Source organism: Pseudomonas sp. NA-150 (genome assembly GCF_044336365.1).
GTDB lineage: Bacteria > Pseudomonadota > Gammaproteobacteria > Pseudomonadales > Pseudomonadaceae > Aquipseudomonas.
Genome location: NZ_CP172305.1, coordinates 1,907,675 through 1,927,500 on the forward strand (window position 1 = coordinate 1,907,675; position 19,826 = coordinate 1,927,500).

At 58.9% G+C, this 19,826-nt stretch carries 17 protein-coding genes; 2 read left to right on the forward strand and 15 right to left on the reverse strand.

What is annotated here, in order from left to right:
- Positions 1-235 precede the first annotated feature (235 nt).
- The 12 genes from ACF0H7_RS09105 to ACF0H7_RS09160 are packed head-to-tail and all read right to left on the reverse strand — an operon-like array spanning position 236 to position 13,496.
- The gene (locus ACF0H7_RS09105) at positions 236-1,393 is read right to left on the reverse strand and encodes a glycosyltransferase family 4 protein (RefSeq protein ID WP_397452436.1); all 1,158 of its coding nucleotides are present in this window, start codon (positions 1,391-1,393) and stop codon (positions 236-238) included.
- Between the two features lie 23 nt (positions 1,394-1,416).
- Positions 1,417-2,766: a hypothetical protein gene (locus tag ACF0H7_RS09110; protein WP_397452437.1), complete on the reverse strand. Its 1,350-nt coding sequence runs from the start codon at positions 2,764-2,766 to the stop codon at positions 1,417-1,419.
- 8 nt (positions 2,767-2,774) lie between these two features.
- Positions 2,775-4,013 (reverse strand): glycosyltransferase family 4 protein, encoded by a 1,239-nt coding sequence (locus ACF0H7_RS09115; protein ID WP_397452438.1) that lies wholly within the window; start codon positions 4,011-4,013, stop codon positions 2,775-2,777.
- On the reverse strand, positions 4,010-5,014 hold the full coding sequence (locus tag ACF0H7_RS09120) for a glycosyltransferase (RefSeq protein ID WP_397452439.1): 1,005 nt from the start codon (positions 5,012-5,014) through the stop codon (positions 4,010-4,012). The genes ACF0H7_RS09115 and ACF0H7_RS09120 overlap by 4 nt, the downstream gene beginning before the upstream one ends.
- A gap of 48 nt (positions 5,015-5,062) precedes the next feature.
- Positions 5,063-5,578, reverse strand: a complete 516-nt coding sequence (rfaH, locus tag ACF0H7_RS09125; RefSeq protein ID WP_397452440.1) for a transcription/translation regulatory transformer protein RfaH — start codon at positions 5,576-5,578, stop codon at positions 5,063-5,065.
- Positions 5,579-5,634: 56 nt separating this feature from the next.
- Positions 5,635-6,387, reverse strand: a complete 753-nt coding sequence (locus tag ACF0H7_RS09130; protein WP_397452441.1) for a WbqC family protein — start codon at positions 6,385-6,387, stop codon at positions 5,635-5,637.
- A 36-nt stretch (positions 6,388-6,423) separates the two neighbouring features.
- The gene (locus ACF0H7_RS09135; RefSeq protein ID WP_397452442.1) at positions 6,424-8,640 is read right to left on the reverse strand and encodes a polysaccharide biosynthesis tyrosine autokinase; all 2,217 of its coding nucleotides are present in this window, start codon (positions 8,638-8,640) and stop codon (positions 6,424-6,426) included.
- Positions 8,641-9,093 (reverse strand): low molecular weight protein-tyrosine-phosphatase, encoded by a 453-nt coding sequence (locus ACF0H7_RS09140; protein WP_397452443.1) that lies wholly within the window; start codon positions 9,091-9,093, stop codon positions 8,641-8,643. It abuts the gene before it with no gap.
- Complete coding sequence (locus tag ACF0H7_RS09145) at positions 9,083-10,015, reverse strand: glycosyltransferase family 2 protein (RefSeq protein ID WP_397452444.1); 933 nt, start codon at positions 10,013-10,015, stop codon at positions 9,083-9,085. Before ACF0H7_RS09145 ends, ACF0H7_RS09140 begins: the two co-directional genes overlap by 11 nt.
- 3 nt (positions 10,016-10,018) lie before the next feature.
- On the reverse strand, positions 10,019-11,527 hold the full coding sequence (locus ACF0H7_RS09150) for a lipopolysaccharide biosynthesis protein (RefSeq protein WP_397452445.1): 1,509 nt from the start codon (positions 11,525-11,527) through the stop codon (positions 10,019-10,021).
- Positions 11,528-11,532: 5 nt separating this feature from the next.
- On the reverse strand, positions 11,533-12,654 hold the full coding sequence (locus ACF0H7_RS09155) for a DegT/DnrJ/EryC1/StrS family aminotransferase (protein ID WP_397452446.1): 1,122 nt from the start codon (positions 12,652-12,654) through the stop codon (positions 11,533-11,535).
- Between the two features lie 56 nt (positions 12,655-12,710).
- Positions 12,711-13,496 carry a hypothetical protein gene (locus ACF0H7_RS09160; protein WP_397452447.1) on the reverse strand — a complete coding sequence of 262 codons (786 nt, stop codon included), beginning with the start codon at positions 13,494-13,496 and terminating at the stop codon, positions 12,711-12,713.
- Between the two features lie 890 nt (positions 13,497-14,386).
- Here ACF0H7_RS09160 and ACF0H7_RS09165 point away from each other — a divergent pair.
- Positions 14,387-16,195, forward strand: coding sequence for a M24 family metallopeptidase (locus ACF0H7_RS09165; RefSeq protein WP_397452448.1), 1,809 nt, complete (start codon positions 14,387-14,389; stop codon positions 16,193-16,195).
- Between the two features lie 22 nt (positions 16,196-16,217).
- Here the strand turns inward: ACF0H7_RS09165 and ACF0H7_RS09170 are convergent, their stop codons facing one another.
- A complete protein-coding gene (locus ACF0H7_RS09170; RefSeq protein WP_397452449.1) occupies positions 16,218-17,102 on the reverse strand; it encodes a LysR family transcriptional regulator in 885 nt (294 codons plus the stop codon).
- A 128-nt stretch (positions 17,103-17,230) separates the two neighbouring features.
- Here ACF0H7_RS09170 and ACF0H7_RS09175 point away from each other — a divergent pair, with 128 nt between their 5' ends.
- Positions 17,231-18,229 carry a zinc-dependent alcohol dehydrogenase family protein gene (locus tag ACF0H7_RS09175; protein WP_397452450.1) on the forward strand — a complete coding sequence of 333 codons (999 nt, stop codon included), beginning with the start codon at positions 17,231-17,233 and terminating at the stop codon, positions 18,227-18,229.
- A 15-nt stretch (positions 18,230-18,244) separates the two neighbouring features.
- On the opposite strand, the gene ACF0H7_RS09180 is transcribed toward ACF0H7_RS09175, so the two are convergent.
- Both ACF0H7_RS09180 and rhtA read right to left on the reverse strand, forming a co-directional pair.
- Positions 18,245-18,526, reverse strand: coding sequence for a hypothetical protein (locus ACF0H7_RS09180; protein WP_397452451.1), 282 nt, complete (start codon positions 18,524-18,526; stop codon positions 18,245-18,247).
- A gap of 136 nt (positions 18,527-18,662) precedes the next feature.
- A complete protein-coding gene (rhtA, locus tag ACF0H7_RS09185; protein WP_397452452.1) occupies positions 18,663-19,550 on the reverse strand; it encodes a threonine/homoserine exporter RhtA in 888 nt (295 codons plus the stop codon).
- Between the last annotated feature and the right edge of the window lie 276 nt (positions 19,551-19,826).

Consider the following 19,826-nt stretch of genomic DNA (forward strand, 5'->3'; position numbering starts at 1 on the left):
ATACCGGGTGAAGGCTAATGCGACGATCAGCACGGGAGAATGCTTCACGCCGCTGAGCTAAAAGCAGCTCAGCCTTCACGTTGACGGGTGGCGGGTACAGCGCACAGCTCACCGTTGCCCTTCGATCAGCAGCAAAATGCTGCTCAGGTCACGGTGTAAATAAATCGGTAAACGGGCCGGAACGGCCTTCGCTATGTAGATTTCGTGGGTGTTTGCAATGCGAGAGCCTTCGCCATCAGGATTTGCCGGATGACTTGGCCTGGATGTTTTTGCCGAGGCTGGCGTTGGCCTGCAAGTGTTTGGCCTTTGCTTGCTTGGCCTGCAGCAGGTCGGTGGATTTGCCCAGCAGCGCGTCGATGCGTTGCGACACGCGGCGGGCCGAGTCTTCCCAGGAAAAGCGCGACACGTTCTGCAGCCCGCGACGGCGCATCGACCGGCGCAGGGTTGCGTCAGTCAGCATGCGCTGCATGGCGGTGGCGATATGGTTGACATCCACCGGGTCGAAATACAGGGCGCTGGCTTGCAACACTTCCGGAATCGCCGCTGCATTGGCGGCCAGCACCGGGCAACCGCAGGCCTGGGCTTCCAGCGGTGGAATACCAAAACCTTCATAGACTGACGGGAACACAAACGCCGCCGCCCCTTGATATTGCGCAATCAGTTCCTGGTCATTGAGTCGGCCCAGAAAGCGAATGCGTGGATCGCTGTCGGCCAGGCGTTGCAGGTCTGGATCGGAAAAAATCTCGCTGGCCGCACCGACGATGTGCATCTGCAGCTCGGGCTGATTGCTCAGGGTCAAAAACGCCTCGATCATGCGGCTGAAGTTCTTGTGCGCGCTGGGCGATGAAACCGCCAACAGATAGTCCTTGTGCTCCTTGTCTGGCGGCCCCGGTTGGAACGCACTGCTGACGGCGTTGGGCACCACAAAGATGTTCTTTTCGGGGTAGTTGTAGAACTGCGCAATCTCATCCCTGGAAAAATTGCTGACGGTCAGCAAGGCCTTGATGTTCGACAACAGCACCGGCGTCATCAGCCGATACAGGGTGCGGAACAGCCGGGTGTAGCTTTCCGGGTGGCGGATGTAGGTGATGTCGTGGTGCGTGGCAATTTGATTGCGGTAGAACAGCGGTGCCGTGCTGCACAGCGACACCAGCAACGGCTTGCCCTGGCGACGCAGGTACAGCGGCAGATCGAGTTGCTCCCACAGGTGACCCCGATGGCGGCCGAAGCATTGCACATTTAACGCCTTGGCACTGTCGTGCATCTTGATGTCAGGGGGCGCGACGAATACCACGTCGTCGCGGATCTGCTTGAGGGCCAGGCAGGTTTGCTCTGCAAAGCGCTGCACCCCCCGCAGTTCTTGAGTAAGAAAGCGAGCATTGATCACGATCATGGGGACGCCCTGAAGTCTGAAAATTATTGAGAAAGTAGGCGCGGGCGAGGGCTGGCCTCTTGTAGAGCAAAAAGCGGGGGGCGATTGCCGAGGCTGACGATGATCGGGAATTCGCCGATCGGGATTTGCGCCGAACAGCGACTGTCATCGCATTGCCAAGGTATGCCGCTATCGACTCGGCCCTTCTCGGGCTCGCCTGTGTTAATGATCTGCACATTGCCGTGCTGCACGGAGCTGGCTTCGGCACGAATGGGTTGTCGCTCTGCGGTGGTCCAGGCCACCAGTATCTGTTCGGCGTCTCGCGAGAAGCGCAGCAAGTAATGGGGGCCGTCCAGGCGACTTTTTTCCGGTTCGTAGGCAAATTCACGCAGCACCGGGCTGATGACTTTGAGGGTGCGGTAGGCCGGTTTGGGCTGCGCGTCTTGTTGAAGCAGGCCAAAGTTTTGCTTCAGGTCACTGCGGTCAACCCCGTCGTTCAGCAAGTCGTACCACCAGATACCTTTGATTTCAGGCACGGTCCGCGCCAGAAAGAAGCTACGGGCGAGGTACGCGGCCTGGGTCTGTTCGTCGACCCCGCATTTGCCATCGTTGCTCGGCCAGCCCATTTCTGTCACGTACAACGGCACGGGGCGATTGGCCAGCGACTTGAGGTTGGCGGCGACGTCGCGCATCCAGCCGATCCAATGTTCGGGCGTGCGATGCTCAGCGTTGCGGCAGTACACCGACGGGTGCAGTGACAGCCCGTCGACTTTGGCCAGCACGCCGGCTTCGACCAGACGGTTGGCAAACCCCAGGTCGATGCCTTTGTTGGTCACGGCACCGGCCAGAATCTTTACGTCGCTGTTTTGTGAGCGGATGCGTTGCGCCGTTTCGTCGACCAGCGCGAGGTAGTCATTGGTGAGACCGCGGTCATTCGGATCCTCGCGGTCCCACTCATTCCAGATTTCATAAAATGCCACGCTGCTGCCCAGCTTGCGGCTGACAAATTCGGTGTAGTCGGCGAAGGCCTTGCGCACCGGCGGGCTACGCGGTTTGGCGTTGTTGTCGTAGAACGGGTTGCCGTAATCCAGTACCAACAGCGGCCGCAGACGATATTGCCTGGCGTCGCCCAGATAAGACTGCCAGGACGCGTCAATGTGCAATTGGCCTCGGCGGGGCTCGGCGGTCGACCAATAGGCATCGTCGCGGACAGAGTCGATGCCGGCGTCGCGAATCATCTTCATCAGGCTGGGCGGGTAACTGCTTTTGTTAAACAGATGGGTGCCGACGCCCACGATAAAAGGGTCGTCAGCCAGAGCCGGGAAACTGAAGAACAGACTCGTCAGAACAAGCATCAGGCATTGTCCGGACCTGCTCAGGTTCAGTTTGAACATGCTTCGGCTCATGGAGAGGATGTGAGAGATAACGGTTGTCCTTCTCGTCGTAGCACTTTTACCTGGAGGGTCTGAGCGAAAATACGTTGATAGTGATCCAGCATCAGCCCTTCATCCAGCAACGAGCTGACACTGGCGCGCGCCTGAAGGCTGAGTCTAGACAGTAATTCGGGTTGCTGGTGGAGCCGCAGCATGGCCCGACCCAGTGAGTCCGGATCGTCAGGGCTGCAAAGCAGGCCATTGACCTGGTCTTCGATCAATTCCGGCAGGCCCCCCACGCCGCTGGCGATCACCGGCACGGAATGCGCGCAGGCCTCGACCGCCACCATGCCGAACGGCTCGCGCCAGATCGACGGCACCACCGCCACATCAATCTGACGGTAAAACGCTTGGGGTGTCTGGTAGCCGACAAAACTGACGTTGGCTGAGGTTGCCAGCACCTTGAGCCGGGCTTCGTCGTTGAGCTGGCCGCGCCCGGCGATGTGCAGCGTGGCCTCGAAGGGCAGGCGCTGGAACTGTTCGATCAACCAACGTACGCCCTTGGGCTCGGACAGCGTGCCCATGTAACCGAAACGCAGCGGTCCGCTGGAGGGCTCGACGATTCTGGCCGGCGGGGCGGTAAACGGGCTGCTGTTGTGCACAACGTGGCCCTGTGCGCCCGTGAAGTAGCCCTGACCCTGCAAGGTGTCAAGCATGAAGCGACTGACGCCGATCACCGCAGCGACCTGCGCCGAACGCCGGTCATGACCGCGACGAAACTGTTGGCAGCTGTGGCATGGGGTGGCACAGGACTTGCCGTGCTTGAACATGGTGCTGCCGGGGCACAGCAAGTACATGTCGTGCAGTACCTGAACGATCGGCAAGCCTGCGGCGCTGACCTCATCCCAGGCCGATACCGACCAGCCAGACAGGTTATGGCACACCACCAGATCGGGTTTTTCGCTGCGAATCACTTCACGCACGAAGTCGCGCATGCCGGCGTTGTAGCGGTCTCGCAGATGCCAGCCGAGCCGGGCCAAGCGCCCAGGACGCTGGGCCGTGTGTTGCCAGTAAAAGTTGCGCAATCCGGCACGGTAGACCTTGATGCCGTTCAGTTCACCCTGGCTGAGACCCTTGTCGGGTCCGGTGGCCAGTACCGACACCTGGCAACCGCGTTGATGCAGACCTTCGACGGTGCGCTGCAGAATGATTTCTGCGCCACCACCGATGTGCGGCGGGTAAAGGCTGTTGATAAACAGAATATTCATAGCGGGTACGAGTGATGGAGGCCCAACAGCCCGGACTCGCCGTCGTGAATGGCTTTTTCGATCAGGCCCAGACGCTGTTTGGTACCGGTGCGTCTGGCGAACAGCCGCAGCAAGCGAAAAAACACCCAGCGATTCAGGTTGTAGAGCGAGGACGACGAGGCCCACACGTATTTGTCGAACCAGGCCTGGTTGCGTGCACCGTAGTAGGCGCGCAGGTCAGAGCCGCCGAGCAGGAAGCTCTCATAGATGTTGCGGGTCTTGGCCTTGATGTTCCACGACTCCTCCAGGTCGTCGAGCAGCGCTTCCGGCACCAGGAAAATCCGCCCGCCGCCGGCGGTAATGCGCCAGGTGTATTCGCTGTCGTCGGCATACAACAGCAGGGCATCCATCGGCAGGCCGATACGCTCGAACAGGCTGCGATGGGCCAGCAGACCGCCATAGGTGGCGAACGGCAGTTGCACCATCGGCTGATGCGGCTGATCCTTCGCCTGCGGGTGACCCCACGGCAGGCGGCGCCAGATCTTGTACGGCAACTGCGCGATATGGAAACCGAAGAAACTCGAGCGGCGCTGAATCGCATAGCGATTGGGCACCCCGGCGGCGATATCGGCCTGGTGAGTCGGACGAAAGCCCAGTACGGCGACTTTGTCCCGGCCATCAATGAGTTCACGCTGGTACAGACAATGATGCAGCACCGCGATTGCGTTCACGGTCGGGGCATTGTCATCGTCCATCAGCCAAATGTACTCGGCGCCGGTGTCCAATGCCGCCTTGATGCCCACCGAATAGCCGGTGGCCGAACCGGTGTTCTGCTGTAGGTAAATCACCTCGATCTGACCCGGCCATGTGCGTCCCAGCGACTCAAGGGGGGCCACGGAGGCGTTGCTGACTATGATGACCCGCTCGATCTGCGGGCTGGACAGCGAACGACTGAGCAGGGTTTGCAGGTAGGGCAGACGGTCACCATAAGTAAGCGTCACCAGCGTGGTTTTGGGTGTCATGGCGCAGTTCCTTGCAGGTGGACGCGATCAGTCGGGCGGGGCAGACGCTCAGACCGGCACTTCCATCCGCGTCAAGCTGCTGATGGGCAGCGTGACTTTTTGTTCGCGCTGCAGCAGGTTGAGCAAAATTACTGCCCGCTCTTCTCCGTCGGCGGACAGGAAGATCGCTTCGAGGTCGCAGAAACTGCCGTCTTTGATCCGTACGTGTTCACCCTGTTGAAACTCAGGGCGAGGTTCTGGCGACAGCAGGCGCTGGCGAATCTGCTCGATCAGCTCATCGTGTACCGGAACCGGTTGCGCGCCGAAGGTGACAATGCGCGCCACGCCGCGGGTGGAGCGAATCGGGTACCAGTTGTCATGCACCTGGTCCATGCGAATGAACAGGTAACCGGGGAACAGCTCCTCTACATTGGGCGCCCGTGGGTTGCGCTTTTTCGGTGCCGAGGCCTTGAGAGGGCGATAGCATTCGAACTGCTGGCGTTGCAGGTGTTCCTCGGCGCGGGCTTCCTGACGCGGCTTGGTCTGAATCAGGTACCAGCGTGCGGGGTTTACTATGTAAGACATAGGTTGACTCCACGGCTATTCAATCCGGAATTGACGGGTACTGCTTCATGTCAAGGTCAGCCCGCGGCGGCCACGGGTTCTGCCAACTGATGCTCGGTCCCTGTGTAGACCGAGAAACTCGATAATAACTCCTGAACCTGCTCGATGCAGTTGAACATCAGTACGTCGATAATCGACAGGTTTGCGACGAAAGGATTGCGAAATTGCCGATAGCCAATCGCGTCGATCTTGAAAAAGTGCAGCAACAGGTCGTGTTGCGCGAAATAGTCAGGGTCGTAAAGTTCAATGCCGCCGATGGGATTGAGGAAGCGCTCGCAGGCAAAGGACTTGACGATGCGCACCACGCGATCCTGTTTGTCTTCCGGCGTGCCGATGTGCAGGTCGGAGCCGCGCATGATCGGCGTGTCGATGTGCAGGTACGCGCACAGCTCTCTGATCGAATGCTCGATGTACAACGCCAGGTTTTTCACCGGAAAGCGGATCAGTCGCTCCAGCAGTGGCATTACCTGGTTGAAGTAAGGCGCCTTGGCGTAGCTCAGGGTGATCAGGCTGATCAGGCGCGTGGCTTCTTCTTCGAAGTTTTCGCACAACTGGCGCTGGTTGATCGGCAGATCGAAGCGATCGCGTTTCAGCGGAAAGGTAATCAGGCGGCCTTCGCCGTTGTGGAGAATACGGTTGCGATTGACCCATCCCGACCTGATGTACTGCAAATCATCACCGAGCACGAAGACATCGGCGGCGGCAATTAACTGGAAGTAGCCCAGGTAAGGGAACAAGTACGGCTGCATCATTGCAATTGTTCTGGTCATGCGTGCGTAACTCCGAGTGGGGTGTTATCCGTGCCCTTATTTGCGAACGGGACTGTAGTCATATCCATAGGCGGCGCAGTCGTAGGCAGCCGTTGAAGCCTTGCGCAGAACGCCGTTGAAAATGGCGCCTTTGATCACCACGCCGTTTTGTCCAAGGCGGCGCTTGCAGGCTTCGATTTCCTTTACTGTGCTCATGCCGAAGCGTGTCACCAGCAGGCAGGTGCCCGCCTGGCGTCCGACCAGGGTGGCGTCGGTGACCGCGAGGATCGGTGGCGTGTCGACGATCACCAGGTCATACAGCGGCGACAGGTCGCTGAGCAGTTTGTTGAAGTTGTCGTGCATCAAGAGCTCTGACGGGTTGGGCGCCGCAAAGCCGCAGGAAATCAGGTCCAGGTTCGACACCGAGGTCGTATTGATCACTTCCGGGCTGGTCAGGCGCGCCGCGAGGGTGTCAGACAGACCGTGTTTGGGCAGCAGGCCGAAAATCTTGTGCAGATAACCTTTGCGCATGTCGGCATCGATCAGCAGCACGCGCTTGCCGGTCTGGGCAATGATCACCGCCAGGTTGCTGGAGACGAAGGACTTGCCGGCCCCCGGAGAGGGGCTGGAAATCATCAGCACGTTGTTGCGCGATTCCAGCATGGCGAAATGCAGGCTGGTGCGCAGGCTGCGCAACGACTCGACCGCCAGCTCCATGGGTTCGGAGACGCTGAGCAGTTTTGCCTCCTTGCTCGACGACCGCCCCAGCTTGTGCTTGTCCAGACGCTCCTGTTTGCGCGAGTAGGGCAACGAGGCGTAGACCGGCATGCCGAGGTTTTCGATGATTTCCGGGTTGTCGACGCCGCGATAGAACGCCTGGCGCAGGAACACGATGATCACCGCCACCAGGCCGCCGACCAGCGTCGCCAGGATCACGATCAGTTTTTTCATCGGCTTGGCCGGCTCTTCGACGTTGGCGTCGGCGTTGTCGATGATGCGCACGTTGCCGATGCTGCCAGCGCGCAGAATGTCCTGCTCCTGGCTCTTGTTCAGCAACAGGGTGTAGGTCTGCGTGGTGACTTGCATGTCACGGGTCAGGCGCAGCAGTTCTTGTTGGGTGGCGGGCAACGCCTGGATTTTTTTCAGCAGGCCTTGTTTCTGGTTCTCCAGTTGGTCCATCTGCGCGATCAACGCCCGGTAGGTCGGGTGTTCACGGGTATACAGGCGTTCGACGTCGACGCGTTTGAGTTTCAGTTCGGAGAGCATCGAATCGAGATTGACCACCTGATCGAGCACCGATTTGGTTTCGATGCTCAGGTCCACCGACTTGGCGCTGGACTGAAACGCGTTCAGGGCTTGTTCCGACTGCTCAAGCTGTTTGCGCACCAAAGGCAATTGCGAGCGCAGGAACTCCAGGCGCTGCGCGGCTTCGGCGGAGCTGCGTTCGACGTTCTGACGCACATAAAGACCGCTGACTTCGTCGAGGATGGTTTTCGCCAGCTTCGGGTTGGCATCCTGAATCGACAGGTAAATGATCCCCGAGTCCTTGCCCGCTTCAGTAATGGTCAGACGTGCCTGGTAGTCCAGGGCGGTGGTCAACTGGCGTTCTTTGATCAGGGTAAATTCGGTGCCGGGACGGGCAATGAGCGTGGCCACTTGTATCTTCAGACCGCTGCCTTCCACGGTCTGGTTGGTCTGGCCCTTGAGCAGCAACACACCGTCTTTGTCGAACAGTGAGAAGGTCTCGGCACCGTTGGCGACCAGGGTCATCTTGGCGCCCAGCAAGGCCTCGGGAACTTCCAGCTGGAAAACGTTGAGCTTTTCGCCACCCCAGGCAAAGCTGCGCAGGCCGAACACCGGCTCAGCCAGTGCGCCTTCGCGATCCGGCTTGAAGGTGCGCGCCATGTACGGGCCAAACACCGGGAAGTAGTCAGGTTTCTGGATGATGTTGAGCTTGAGGTCGTCGACCACTTTGCCCAGCACCGCGCGGGACTTGATCAGTTCGATCTCGGTGGTGGCCTGGGACACCGACAGCGGTTTGTTGGTGACCTCGGGCGTGCCCTCGATGCCGAGCTTCTTGGGTTCGATCTGGATCATCGCGTTGGCCTGAAAGATCGGCGTTGCCAGCAAGGCATAGGCTACGCCCACCACGCAGAACAGGCTGACGACCGAGGCAATCAGGCCTTTGTGGTCAAACAGCGTGCGCAAGATCGTGGTCAGATCAATCCGGGTGTCTTGGTAGTAATCCAAAGCAGGTCGATTCATGACGGTCATTTATCGTGTAACTCCTGACTGTAGATAAGGTAGCCAGTCATCTACGCAACGGGACAGGTGCTCGTAGGTTTGTTCAAAGGCCAGCTTGGGCTGCCGATAGGGGTCGGCGATTTCCATTTCGTGTTGCCACTTACCCATCAGAAACGTTTTGCCGCGCACTTCCGGTGCGAGGTTGAGGACGCTGTGCAATTGCGTGTGTTCCATCAGCAGAATCAGCTCAGCCTCGTGCAGCATCCCGCGCTCTACCTGACGGGCGCGATGGCGCAACGGCGCGATCTGATGCGTCTTCAGCACCTCTTGGGCCAGGGGGTCCATTGGCGAGGCGAGCATGGCGTGAATGCCGGCTGAGGAAACCTGCACATCCGAAGCCGTCAGGCGCTGGCGAAAGATCGCCTCAGCCATCGGGCTGCGACAGATGTTGCCGACGCAGATCACCAACAGGTTATTGAACATGGCCCTTGCTGACCGATAGCAGCAGACGCCTGCTCAGGTTGACGCTGACGTTGCGCGCCACCAGCAGCAGCGCCTGTAGTTTGCGCAGGGGCGAGACGGAAGACAGCGACAGGCCGAAGACCTGGACCAGGAAGTGCTCGTACAGCGCTTCATTGCCGATACGGTTGTAGTAGTTGGCCAGGCTGGTGTTGGTCTGCAGGCTCATGTGCAATTTCCGTTTGTGCGAGCGCATGGAAAAGATGCCTCCGGGATGGACGCGGTACATGGCTGGCTTGATCTCGGCGAGGAACTTGCCTTTACCGTGTGCGCCGAGCAGTGACCACCAGCATAGGTCGTTGAGCGGAGCGAGCAGCAATTCCGGCGGTAATTCATGAAATACGTTGCGGAAAACCGTGGTCAGGGTCGAGATCGGCCGGGTTTTTTGCAGTTCAAGTGAGGTGGCGTCTGCGCGCAGCTTGCCCTTGAGCTGAATGCCCCGTTCGCCTTCGCTGTCGAAGGCCATGGCGTCGTGATAGGTGATCACGTAATCCGGATGGCTTTCGAGGAAGTCCACCTGGATCTGCAGTTTCAGCGGGTCGGTCCAGTAATCATCACCTTCGCAGAACGCGATGTACTTGCCGCGGGCTTGCTTGAACAGCCCCGGCGTGCACAGTTTGCCCTGGGAGTACTGGTTCTCCGGGTAATAAAACGGCCGAATGATCCCAGGGTAACGTTGGGCGTAGTGCTCGACGATTTGCGTGGTGCCGTCGGTCGAGCAGTCGTCGTTGATCAGGATTTCGATTGGAAAGTGGGTCTTTTGCGCGAGAAAACTGTCGAGGGTCTGGGTGATGAATCCCACCTGATTGAAGGTCGGGCAGACGATGCTCAACAGCGGCGCGTGTGAAGGCTGCTCAGGCGTCGCGTTTTGCGAAGTGACATCCATGGCTCAGGTACTCGGTTTGCTGAACAAGAAGTAAATTTTCGTGGCCAGCGGTTTGTAGCTCGCCGCCACCAGGACCAGGGTGATCAGCCCGCTGACCGCCAGGCCGAAGAAGATCGAGAGGCGGTCGCCGTCGGAAAACATGCGAAACAACGGCTCACTGACCCCGATGCCAAGGGCGGTCATCAAGCAGATTCGCAGCAGGTCGTGTAGCCATAGACTGTGAATGCCCGGCGCCAGGCGGTTGTGTACGATCGCCGGCCAGATCATGAAGGACACCAGCCGCAAGCCGAACCAGGCCAGGGCGGCACCGTAGGCACCCTGATAGTGGATGGCGAGAACCATCACCGGCACGGTGACGATGGCCGACACCACGCTGTACCAGACGTGCAACTCCAGCCGCGCATGGGCGTATTGCAGGTAAAACTGGAACGCGCTGGCGGCCATGATTGCGCTGCCCAGGGCGTACCAGAGCACGATGGAATGACTCCATTGGGCGGCGGCGTGATCGCCGGTCCAGATGTAGATCAGCGGTTCGGCATGCACGCCAATCACTGCCGCCAGGGGAAACACAAAGGTACAGATGAAGCGGTTGGCGGCCAGGAACAGTGTGTGCATGTCCTGAGTGCGTCCTTCGGCCATCAACACCGTCAGACGCGGCAGCAGCGTTTGCGCCAGTGGGTTAGCCAGCATCAGGATGCCGTTGGTGATCAACGCCACCAGTGAGAAGTAGCCGTACTCTTTGAGCATCAGCATCTTCGACAACAGCACCTTGTCCATCTGGGTCAGGACGATCCACAGCACGGCGGTCAACGACATGCTGGCGGCAAACGGCACGATGGGTTTGACCAGCGCCCAACTGAAACCACTGAACAGATGCGGGGCTGGTATCTGTTGGTAGGCCCGGACGGCGAAAATCAACATTTCCAACAGCCCGACCAGCACCTGGAACTCAAAGAAATGCCGAGGATCGTTGGAAATCGTGCTGACCAGTAACCAGCCGCCGAAGTAACGCAGGGTGGCAATGATTACGTTGGCGATATTCAGCCAGGCATGTTGCTCCAGGCCTTGAATCCCGCTTTTGTACAGGGTCGCGTACAACCGCAGGGCGATAATCACCCCCATCATGCCGATGCAACTGACCAGGGTGTTTGGGTCCAGGGTCTGGGCGTTCAGCCACTGTTCGGCGATCCACCGGCTGGCGACATAGATCACGCCGCTGCAGAACACGGCCATGGGCAGGAACAGGATTTCGAACGAGCGCAACAAGTGCCCGGCGTTGCGCTCCTGGGTGCCTTGCTGATGCGCCACCGCGCGTACCAGGCTGGGCGACAACCCGGCATCAAGCAGTTGCAGCCAGGCCTGCATCACCGAAAAGAAACCGATCAGGCCGTAAGCCTCCGCCCCGAGATGACCGAGGTAAAACGGCATGATCAGAATGCCCACCAGTAACGCGTAGGCTTGTCCGACATAGCTCAGGACAGTGTTTCTGATGACGGAGAGTTTTCTCGGCATGGCGATCAGATAACCTGCGCCAGATTCGGATCGTTGTAACTGATCCGGCCCTGACTGCATTCCATGATTAGGGTATCGATGACCCGGTCTTGGTCCTCGCGGGCCAGCCCCGGATAGATCGGCAGGCACAGTACCCGAGACGCCAGGTTGCGGGAGGTGCTTTGTGCGGCTTGTGGCTGCAGGTAGTCGAGGGTGTCCAGCGAGGGATAGAAATAACGACGCGGGTTGATGCCGTTGTCGTTGAGCGCGGCACGCACGCGCAAGAGCTGCGATTCGCCGGTCAAGCCGATGGGGAAGTAAGCGTTGTTGAGTTGGCTGTCGGCTTCAGCTTGTTGCAGGTCCAGGTAGTCGCCCAGGCGCGTGCGATAGCGTTCGGCGATTTCTTCACGCTGGGTGAAGATGTTCTCGATGTCGTCGAGGATGCACAGGCCCATGGCCGCAGAAAACTCGTTCATTTTGGCGTTGATGCCAATCCCGACGATCTTGTCGACGTCGGCGATCCCGAAATTGCCCAGCAAGTAGACGCTGCGCGCCAACTCATCATCGTTGGTGACGATCGCGCCGCCTTCGATGGTGTGGAACAGTTTGGTGGCATGGAAGCTCAAGGTACTGAGGTCGCCCCAATGAAATATGGATTGGCCAGCATGACGCACGCCGAACGCATGGGCACCGTCGTACACCACTTTGAGTTGGTGCTTGCGCGCAATTTCTTCGATCCGCTCCACCGCACAGGGGTTGCCGAACACATGGGTGCCGACGATGGCCGTGGTGTCGGAAACGATCCGGCTTTCTATATGTTCCGGGGAAATGTTCCAGGTAAGGGCATCGATGTCAGCAAAAATCGGCCGAATACCTTCCCATTGCAGGGAGCTGCTGGTGGCGACGAAGCTGAACGGGGTGGTCACGGCACTGCCGGTCAAGCCCAGCGCGCGGTAGGCGACTTGCAGGGCGAGGGTGCCGTTGTTGGTCAGCAGAACGTGTTTGACGCCCAGGTAGTCTTGTAACCGCGCTTCCAGTTCGGTGACCAACGGACCATGGTTGGTCAGCCAGCCGCGGGCGTAGATACCGTCTACATACGCTTTGAACTTCTCGACGTCGCCGAGATAGGTCTTGGTCACGTTAATCATCGAAGCCTCCATGTTCTATCGCAGGCGCTGATTCCGAGCGTAAAGCGCCGGACTGACTAACCGGGCGTCGGTTCTTGTTTGGGGTTGCTGGATTTGCGGCTGGCCAAGCGGGCCCGACGCTGGTTGAACTTGAGAATCCACTTCACGGCGAGGCTGCCGGTATGTGGGTCGCCGAAATGAAACAGCGCCGTGGCGCGTTTCAGCTCCAGGCCGACCGGGCGGTTGGCATGCAGGGAGCGATAACCCCAGAAGAAATAGATGTTGCCGGGCTCCAACAGCAGCGTTTGCGGCTTGAGCCAGCCTTTATTGATCGCATGGCAGACCAGCTTGCGGCTGAGGCGGTTCTGCAGCAGGGCCTTTTCGATCACATTCAGCACGACGCTGGGTCGAACTTTGCGCAGGTTGGGAAACAGAATCAGATCGCCGCGTTCCTCACCCTCCTGCGGGATAAAGATCGGGATCAGTGCGGTGACCAGGCTGGCATCGTAATGGAAACAGTTGGATTCACGCTGCCCCTGACGGCCTTGCACACAACGCAGGACCGGTAAGATCTGGCCGCTGCGTGAGCACGCTCCGGCGGCATTACGGTAAAGGCCCGCCATTAACGTTTTGAAGTTCGGGTTGCCCCAGACGTTGTAGAGCAGGCTGCCGGCCAACGATTGCTCGCCGTGGTAGGCGAAGTACTCACCAGGATGCAGGTCCGCGTGATGATCGGTGTAAGCGCGCAGCTGTTGCAACTCGGTGTCGCTGAAAGCACCTTTGAGCACGGCGAAACCTTGGGTATCAATATCGTTAGCCAGTTGCTTAACCTGCTGTGCATCAATGTCAAAAGATAAGGACATAGCGATAGGCCCTATATAGGAAATATGTAACCGGAGTGTTATTAGGCGCAGGTGCCTTTATTGGGCGTGACATTGGCTGAAAAGGGACGGCGAAAACCACCTCAGCCCGCGTGTCCGGGCACGCAACCGCTCGTATCTGTTGATCCAGGCGTGATTCGATTGTTCAGGTAAAGCGCTAGCCAACGTCGACCCTGTTAAGCGTGCTTAACTGTCCAGGGTAGGTCGTCAGGCAAAGCTACCGCCCTACCGAGCCCGCTCAGTAAAAAAAACGGTGTTTCTATCAGTCAACGGGCTCCCACAGGCACTGAAAAATGCGCCTTGGCGCTAACTAATGTCATGTAGGCAGAACAACAACGGCTATGCTTGACGATTCGCGCGCAATGCTCTTTGGCATCGCTGCACTAGCAACGAATCATCAGACAAGACTATATATCGACGGCAGCGTCCCTCCTGTCAAATTATTTCGTCAATTAACTGTTGAAATCTTGATGGGTGGTTCGGCAGCATTTGTAAGTCATTGAATTTGTTAAGAGTCAAAAAAACATCACGCGCACCACGACGGTGCAATGACAGGTTTTAGGCGCGTCGGTTACATAAAAAAACGAGGAACCGTCACGTACTGGTTAGAGGGTGGCGCGAGGGGGGGCGACCACGGTGTAGTCATTAAAATGACGCCCCTCAAATGAGTGTTTTCTCCCGGGCTTTTTTCAGTCGAAGGGGTTTCTCCCGAAACACAGTCGAGGTTAAATAAATAAACGCTTGGTTTAACTTGGATGGGGCCCGGAGCAAGGCTCGGTGTGGCGCAGGCGTTGCCTCGGCAGTTGCTCCGGCTGATGGGCTGCTCCATTATCCGAACCTGAACGCCAATTACCGGTTTAGCAGGAGAAGCAATGAGTACGCAGTCGAAAACCAATGGAGTGGTCACAGAACGTTTGGCACAGGTGCGCACCCTGATGAGCCAGGAGCGCATCGACGCTTACCTGGTGCCGTCGGCGGACCCGCATCTGTCGGAATACTTGCCGGGCTATTGGCAGGGGCGGCAATGGTTGTCGGGTTTTCAAGGGTCGGTCGGCACGCTGATCGTGACCCAGAGCTTTGCCGGCCTATGGGCGGACAGTCGCTATTGGGAGCAGGCCACTAAAGAGCTGGCCGGTACCGGTATCGAGTTGGTGAAAATGCTGCCGGGTAAACCGGGTGCGCTGGATTGGCTGGCGGAAAAGGCCGCGCCCGAGAGTGTGGTTGCCGTCGATGGCGCGGTATTGGCCGTGGCGTCGGCACGAACCCTCGCGGCCAAACTCTATGAGCGTGGCGCCAGCTTGCGTACCGACTTCGATCTGCTCAGCGCGGTGTGGCAAGACCGACCAAGTCTGCCGACCAGTGCTATTTATGAACACCTGGCGCCGTATGCGACCCTCAGCCGTGGCGACAAGCTGGCGAAACTGTCCGACGCCCTACAGGAGCGTGGCGCAGATTGGCATTTCATCGCGACGCTGGACGATATCGCCTGGCTGTTCAACCTGCGCGGCGCCGATGTTTCCTACAACCCAGTATTCGTGTCCTTCGCATTGATCGGCCCGAAGAATGTCAGCCTGTTCGTTGATTCGGCAAAACTGGACGCCAATCTGCGTCAGACCCTGGAAAGCGAAGGCATCGCCCTGGTCGAGTACACCAAGATTGCCTCCGCCCTGCGTGAAGTTCCGGCGGACGCGCGTCTGTTGGTCGATCCGGCGCGGGTGACCTGCGGTTTGCTGGATCACCTCAAAGCCGAAGTGGTCCTGGTGGAAGGGCTCAATCCGACGACCTTGTTCAAGTCGCAAAAAAGTGAAGCCGATGCGCAGCACATTCGTCAGGCCATGGAGCAAGACGGTGCCGCACTCTGTGAGTTTTTTGCCTGGCTGGATTCGGCATTGGGTCGCGAGCCGGTCAGCGAAATCGCCATCGATCATCATTTGGGCCAGGCGCGCGCCAAGCGTCCGGGCTATGTCTCGCCAAGCTTCGCCACGATCGCCGGTTTCAACGGCAACGGCGCGATGCCGCACTATCGCGCCACGGAACAAGAGCACGCGCAGATCGAGGGCGACGGCCTGTTGCTGATCGACTCCGGTGGTCAGTACCTGGGTGGCACCACCGACATTACCCGGATGGTGCCGATCGGCACGCCGAGCACCGAGCAGAAACGTGACTGTACCCGCGTACTGAAAGGTGTGATTGCCTTGTCGCGGGCGCATTTTCCGCGCGGTATTGCTTCGCCGTTGCTGGATGCCATCGCGCGTGCGCCGATCTGGGCCGAGGGTGTTGACTACGGACACGGCACCGGACATGGCGTCGGCTATTTCCTCAATGTGCATGAAGGCCCGCAAGTTATCGCCTATTCGGCGCCGCCATTGCCGCAGACCGCGATGCAACCGGGGATGATCACCTCGATCGAACCGGGCACCTATCGTCCGGGGCAATGGGGTGTGCGGATCGAGAACCTGGTGTTAAACCGCGCGGCGGGGAAAAACGAGTTCGGCGAGTTCCTCAAGTTTGAAACCCTGACCCTCTGCCCGATCGATACCCGTTGCCTGGAAGTGTCGTTGCTGACACAGGAAGAGCGCGACTGGCTCAATGCCTATCACGCCGAGGTCAATCGGCGTTTGAGCCCATTGGTGCAAGACGCGGCGCTGGAGTGGCTGCGTACCCGAACCGCAGCGATCTGATCGCGTCGCAGGCGCTGAGGGCTCAGGCCTTCAGCGCTTCAGCCATGTAATCGACCAGCGCCCGCACCCGTGCTGATTGTCGCCGGTTCGCCGGTGACAAGGCATAGATCGGCAAGGGTTGCGGGATGTAGTCCTGCAAAATGGCCACCACGCGTCCCGTCCGCAGGTCATCGCTGAACAGCCAGTCGGGCGACAACGAAATTCCCAGACCTGAGATCACCATTTCGCGGATCGCCTCCGAGCTGTTGCTCTGGGCGTTGCCTTCTATGCGTATCGAATAGGGTTGCTGGTCTTTCTCGTAGCGCCACTGATTCTGCGTCGCCAGTAAATTGAACAGCAGGCAATTGTGCTGGCTCAGGGCCTCGGGGGTGTCAGGCGTGCCATGCCGTGCCAGATAGTCCGGGGCAGCGACCGTAATGCGCCGGGTCATCCCGACGTGGCGAGCAATCAGCCCGCTGTCGTTGACCTCACCAATGCGAAAGGTGACGTCGAGCCCTCCGCTGACCAGGTCCTGATTCTGATCGCTGAGCTGCAGGTCGATGTGTACGTGGGGGTAGCGTTGCAGAAAGTCCGTCAGCCGAGATGCGATTTGCGTACGTCCGAAACTGACCGACGATCCCACCCTGAGGAACCCTGCAATGCTTTCGCGCCCTGACTGAAAACTGTGCTCGGCGTTATCCACCGCAGCCAGAATGTCCCGACATTGTTCGTAGTACCGTGTCCCTTCGTCCGTCAGAGACAGTTGTCGGGTGCTGCGCGAAATCAGCTTGCCACCAAGCTCTAGCTCTAGCGCGCGAATCAGCTTGCTGATCGTCGGTTGAGTGGTCTGCAGCTCTTGGGCAACGGCGGTAAAGCTACCGCGCTCGATCACCCGAACAAACACGGCCATTGCGTTCAACTTATCCATGGATCGTTAATTCATGCCTGGATGGAATGCTCACTATAGCTGGATTGAGTCTTATCGGCATGAGTGTGGCAGCAGAGAATCAAGTCCATGCAGCCACTTTGGCTGACCTTATATGGAGACGGCTCCCGATGATCGATTCAAACAGCATGCAGGCATTGATCGTAGACACTGCCAACGCCCCTTTTCGCCTGGTTGAATTGCCTAGGCCAACGCCAGCCGCCGGCCAGGTGCTGGTGCGGATCAAGGCCAGCGGCGTCAATCCACTGGACGGTAAAATCCGTGCAGGTACTGCCGGTCATGCGCGTCAACCGTTACCTGCCGTATTGGGCATGGACCTGGCCGGCGTGGTTGAGCAAGTGGGGGAGGGCGTCACCCACCTCAAGGTAGGCGATGAGGTATACGGTCTGGCGACGGGCATTGGTGGTGCACAAGGTTCATTGGCACAGTTTGCAGCGGTCGAGGCTGACTTGATGGCAATCAAGCCGCGCAACCTGAGCATGCGTGAAGCCGCAGGTTTGCCTTTGGTGTTGATTACTGCCTGGGAAGGTCTGGTCGATCGTGTTGGCGTGAAGGCGGGGCAGACCGTGTTGGTTCAGGGCGGCGCTGGCGGGGTCGGGCATGTCGCGGTGCAAATTGCCAAGGCGCTGGGTGCCAACGTATTCGCCACCGGTTCAGCAGCAAGTCTGGACTTGATCGAAAGCTTTGGCGCGACCGCCATCGACTACCGGGCGAATACGGTTCAGGAATATGTGGCGGAACATACCGACGGTGAAGGTTTTGACGTGGTTTACGATACGGTGGGCGGCGCAACACTCGATGCATCGTTCGTCGCCGCGCGCATTTATGGTGGGCATGTGGTCAGTTGCCTGGGCTGGGGCACCCATAGCCTGGCGCCGCTGTCGTTCCGCGCGGCCAGTTACTCCGGAGTGTTTACCTTGTTGCCATTATTGACCGGCAAAGGCTGCGCCCGTCATGGCGAGATTCTGCGCGAGGCCGCGCAGTTAATCGAAGCGGGGCAACTGAAACCACTGATGGACGAGCGTCGCTTCACGTTGGAGACAGCCCAGGCCGCCCACGAGTTGATGGCAAGCGGCACGGCGACTGGGCGGCTGGTGGTCGAGATCTGACCCTGCCGCAGGCGATTACTTGCAGAGGATGATCATGCTGCGGCTGGTATAGCCGGCCGGGTTCAGGCCAAACGGGTAGTCGCCCGGATCTTCCACGGCATCACCGGATTTGGCGACGATCTTGTAGCCTTTCACCGCATCACAGGAGCTGGCGGCCATCTCATAGCACTTGTCCCAGGAGGAGGTCAGTCCTGAACAGTTGATGTGGACGCCACGCTTGCTTTTATGGATATGTCTGCCTGTCGCCGCGCAACCGGCGATTGCCAGCAGTGCGAGGACGATTACGATGTACTTCATTTCCTTCCTTCACCTGGCGGATTGATACCTGCCAGTACTCAGTGCTGATTTTACGTGGCTGCGTGAATGCGGCGCTCAACATCGCTCAAGCGCGCCAGAAATGCCAGAGACATCTGAGCGATGAACAAAAGTTTCATCAATCGGCGGGCACCGGCGTCGGCGATGTGGAGTGCATGGTCAGGGTCGCGCCGGCCGATGCGAGGATGATCGAGCCAATGGCCAGCCATTGCAGCAGCGTCAGGCTTTCATGCAGGAACACCAGGCCGGACAGCGCGCCGAACGCTGGCTCTATACTGGTCAAGGTCCCGAAGGTTCGCGCGGGCAGGCGGGTAAGGGCCATCATCTCCAGGGTGTAGGGCAGTGCGGTCGACAGGACCGCCACACCCAATGCGGCGGGAATCAGCGCGGGGTTCAGCAAGGCGGTGCCGGCGTGCACGATGCCGATGGGTGCGATAAAGATCGCGGCGATCAAAACGCCCAGGGCTGCGGTCTGGATGCCGTTGTCGGCACCGGCCTTTTGCCCGAACAGGATATACAGCGCCCAGCACACCCCAGCGGCCAAGGCATAGGCGACGCCAGTCAGATCGAGATTGGCGCTGGTGTCACCGAAAGGGATAAGCAGTAATAAACCAATGACGGCCAGGGCCAGCCAGACAAAGTCACTGGCCTTGCGTGAGGCGAACAGTGCAACCGCCAACGGGCCGGTGAATTCCAGCGCAACGGCAATCCCCAGTGGGACGGTCCGCAGCGACATATAGAAGAGGAAGTTCATGCCGCCCAGTGCAATCCCATAGATCACCACCGTGCGCAATGACTTGGCATCGAGTCGGGCGCGCCAGGGCCGCAGGATCAGCAGCAGCATCACGCTGGCGCAGATTAGTCGCAAGGTCGTTGTCCCTTGGGCGCCGATCAGGGGGAACAAGGTCTTGGCCAGTGAAGCACCTGACTGGATCGAGGCCATGGCTATCAGTAGCAGGCCAACGGGAAACAGGGTGGCGCCAAGGCTGCGGCGTTGATCGGTCATTACGGTCTAGTCGTCCACGGTCATCTGGATAAGGGAATAGCGACGCCTATGATGCTGAAGAATGGGGATTTGAGCAATATATTGCTCATGTCGGCTGCATTTCTTCTCTATAGAGGCGCATTCTTACCGTGTGACCGTTTTATGAAATTAACGGTTGACGGCCCGATTTATCTCTCTATAATTCGCACCTCTTCCGGCGCAGACGAAACGGAAAACTCCTTGTAGATCAAAGAGTTAACCGAAGTAAGCAGCGAGGAAGGGTTTCGATCGACTAGA

Coding starts and splice junctions, on each gene's coding strand:
- ACF0H7_RS09105 (WP_397452436.1), bottom strand. CDS start 1,393: ATGATCGTGATCAATGCTCGCTTTCTTACTCAAGAACTGCGGGGGGTG.
- ACF0H7_RS09110 (WP_397452437.1), bottom strand. CDS start 2,766: ATGTTCAAACTGAACCTGAGCAGGTCCGGACAATGCCTGATGCTTGTT.
- ACF0H7_RS09115 (WP_397452438.1), bottom strand. CDS start 4,013: ATGAATATTCTGTTTATCAACAGCCTTTACCCGCCGCACATCGGTGGT.
- ACF0H7_RS09120 (WP_397452439.1), bottom strand. CDS start 5,014: ATGACACCCAAAACCACGCTGGTGACGCTTACTTATGGTGACCGTCTG.
- rfaH (WP_397452440.1), bottom strand. CDS start 5,578: ATGTCTTACATAGTAAACCCCGCACGCTGGTACCTGATTCAGACCAAG.
- ACF0H7_RS09130 (WP_397452441.1), bottom strand. CDS start 6,387: ATGACCAGAACAATTGCAATGATGCAGCCGTACTTGTTCCCTTACCTG.
- ACF0H7_RS09135 (WP_397452442.1), bottom strand. CDS start 8,640: ATGACCGTCATGAATCGACCTGCTTTGGATTACTACCAAGACACCCGG.
- ACF0H7_RS09140 (WP_397452443.1), bottom strand. CDS start 9,093: ATGTTCAATAACCTGTTGGTGATCTGCGTCGGCAACATCTGTCGCAGC.
- ACF0H7_RS09145 (WP_397452444.1), bottom strand. CDS start 10,015: ATGGATGTCACTTCGCAAAACGCGACGCCTGAGCAGCCTTCACACGCG.
- ACF0H7_RS09150 (WP_397452445.1), bottom strand. CDS start 11,527: ATGCCGAGAAAACTCTCCGTCATCAGAAACACTGTCCTGAGCTATGTC.
- ACF0H7_RS09155 (WP_397452446.1), bottom strand. CDS start 12,654: ATGATTAACGTGACCAAGACCTATCTCGGCGACGTCGAGAAGTTCAAA.
- ACF0H7_RS09160 (WP_397452447.1), bottom strand. CDS start 13,496: ATGTCCTTATCTTTTGACATTGATGCACAGCAGGTTAAGCAACTGGCT.
- ACF0H7_RS09165 (WP_397452448.1), top strand. CDS start 14,387: ATGAGTACGCAGTCGAAAACCAATGGAGTGGTCACAGAACGTTTGGCA.
- ACF0H7_RS09170 (WP_397452449.1), bottom strand. CDS start 17,102: ATGGATAAGTTGAACGCAATGGCCGTGTTTGTTCGGGTGATCGAGCGC.
- ACF0H7_RS09175 (WP_397452450.1), top strand. CDS start 17,231: ATGATCGATTCAAACAGCATGCAGGCATTGATCGTAGACACTGCCAAC.
- ACF0H7_RS09180 (WP_397452451.1), bottom strand. CDS start 18,526: ATGAAGTACATCGTAATCGTCCTCGCACTGCTGGCAATCGCCGGTTGC.
- rhtA (WP_397452452.1), bottom strand. CDS start 19,550: ATGACCGATCAACGCCGCAGCCTTGGCGCCACCCTGTTTCCCGTTGGC.